The sequence below is a fragment of the Priestia sp. P5_B4 genome (assembly GCF_056400385.1).
Genome location: NZ_JBFULJ010000739.1, coordinates 1 through 1,912, shown reverse-complemented (window position 1 = coordinate 1,912; position 1,912 = coordinate 1). Strand labels below are relative to the sequence as shown.

Below are 1,912 nucleotides of genomic sequence, written 5' to 3'. Positions count from 1 at the left end.
AGCCAAAATAATCCGAAGGCACCAAAAGCAGTTGCGCCGAAGGTATTATTATGTTTGAAATCTTGCATAGACGCGATTAACTGTCCTATTCCGCCTAAAAAAATCGCCCATGGCAATACCAATGAAACACCATCGGTTACCCCAAGCTTTTGAAACGATGCAACAAGTGTTACCATGGCAAGTCCGAATAGACCTAGCGCTGATGGATCCGCTGTTACAATTTTAACGTGCTGCGTGCTGTTGTTACTCATGTTGTACCTCCCTGATTTTAAAAACACCTTTAAAAAGATACAAAAATGTACGGGAAGTGTCAATGGATATTTTTGGCCTTTTAAAATCCCATAAGAACAAGCAGTGTAGCGGTTACACTGCTTGTCCTTTACTTTCTTATTATTAAACGTTTTGTAATAAATTTTTTCTGGTTTGTTTTGCAGACTCAACCATCACTTTTAAAGCTTCAACCGTCTCGCTGATTCCTCTTGTTTTAAGGCCGCAGTCGGGATTAATCCAAAATAATGCAGGATCAAGCACCTTTAGAGCACGGTCAATGTTTCGCTGAAGCTCTTCAAGCTTCGGTACACGCGGGCTGTGGATATCATATACGCCAAGTCCAATTCCTTGATTATACGTATGTTTTTCAAACGCATAAATTAATTCGCCGTGGCTTTTAGATGTTTCAATGGAAATCACGTCGGCATCAAGCGCTTTAATCGCATCAATAATTTCTTCGAATTCCGAATAGCACATATGCGTGTGAATTTGCGTCTCTTTTTGCACCGATACTGTCGCTAGCTTGAACGCATACACCGCAGCATTTAAGTAGCTGTCCCAGTTTTCTCGTTTTAACGGCAGTCCTTCGCGCAGCGCCGGTTCATCTACTTGAATCATTGAAATGCCCTGACTTTCAAGTGCTTCTACTTCTTTTCTAAGAGCAAGCGCAATTTGATTTGCGACGTCGTAGCGCGGGATATCATCACGCACAAACGACCAGTTTAAAATCGTAATCGGACCCGTCAGCATTCCTTTAACCGGCTTATTGGTTAAAGACTGTGCGTAGACCGTTTCTTTGATCGTCATCGCCTGCTCGTACGATACATCTCCGTAAATAAGCGGCGGCTTCACGCAGCGAGAACCGTAAGATTGCACCCAGCCAAACTTCGTAAACTGAAAGCCTCCTAATTTCTCACCGAAGTATTCGACCATGTCCGTACGCTCAAACTCTCCGTGCACAAGGACATCTAAGCCGATGTTTTCTTGAATTTCAATCCATTTTTTTATTTCCTCGTTAATGTACGCTTCATATGCTTCATCGCTTAACTCGCCTTTACGCCATTTTAGACGCTCTTTTCGCACTTCTTTTGTTTGCGGAAAGCTTCCAATCGTTGTCGTTGGAAGAAGCGGCAGTTGAAAAGCTTCTTGCTGAACGCGCTGACGTACGTCAAACGGCGCTTGTCGCTCTGCTTTATAGCTGTGCAGCTGCTTCAGCTCTTTTTGCACGTCTTGATGATTTCGAAAAGATGATCCATTTAATGCTTGAATTGCCTGCTTGCTTACGCTTATTTCTTCTTCTATTGCTTCTTTTCCTTGCTGCACCGCTTTTGTTAACAGCGTGATTTCCTTTAGCTTTTCATCTGCAAAAGAGAGCGCATTTTTCAATACTGGATCAATCGTCTCTTCATTTTCCACCGTGACGGGAACATGTAATAAACTTGATGAAGGCTGCAGAATCAAACGGTCTTTTGATACGGCTTCTTCAATTTCACTGATCGTTAAAAGCTGTTCGTCCAAATTTTCACGCCAAATGTTTCGTCCGTCAATCACTCCTGCTGCCAGCACTTTATCACTCGGAAAACCATATTTATTAAGAGCCGTGAGATTTTCGCCTCGGTCATGCACAAAGTCTAAACCGCTC

General features: G+C 42.8%; 2 protein-coding genes. Both read right to left on the bottom strand.

Features of this window, described 5'->3' with window-relative positions; translation table 11 throughout:
• Positions 1-251, bottom strand: a 251-nt coding sequence (locus AC1DRF_RS25380; protein WP_477741998.1) for an acetate uptake transporter, incomplete at its 3' end; no start/stop codon positions are given.
• Positions 252-393: 142 nt separating this feature from the next.
• Positions 394-1,912 (bottom strand): 5-methyltetrahydropteroyltriglutamate--homocysteine S-methyltransferase (metE, locus tag AC1DRF_RS25375; RefSeq protein WP_477741997.1); only part of this gene is annotated, 1,519 nt, incomplete at its 5' end.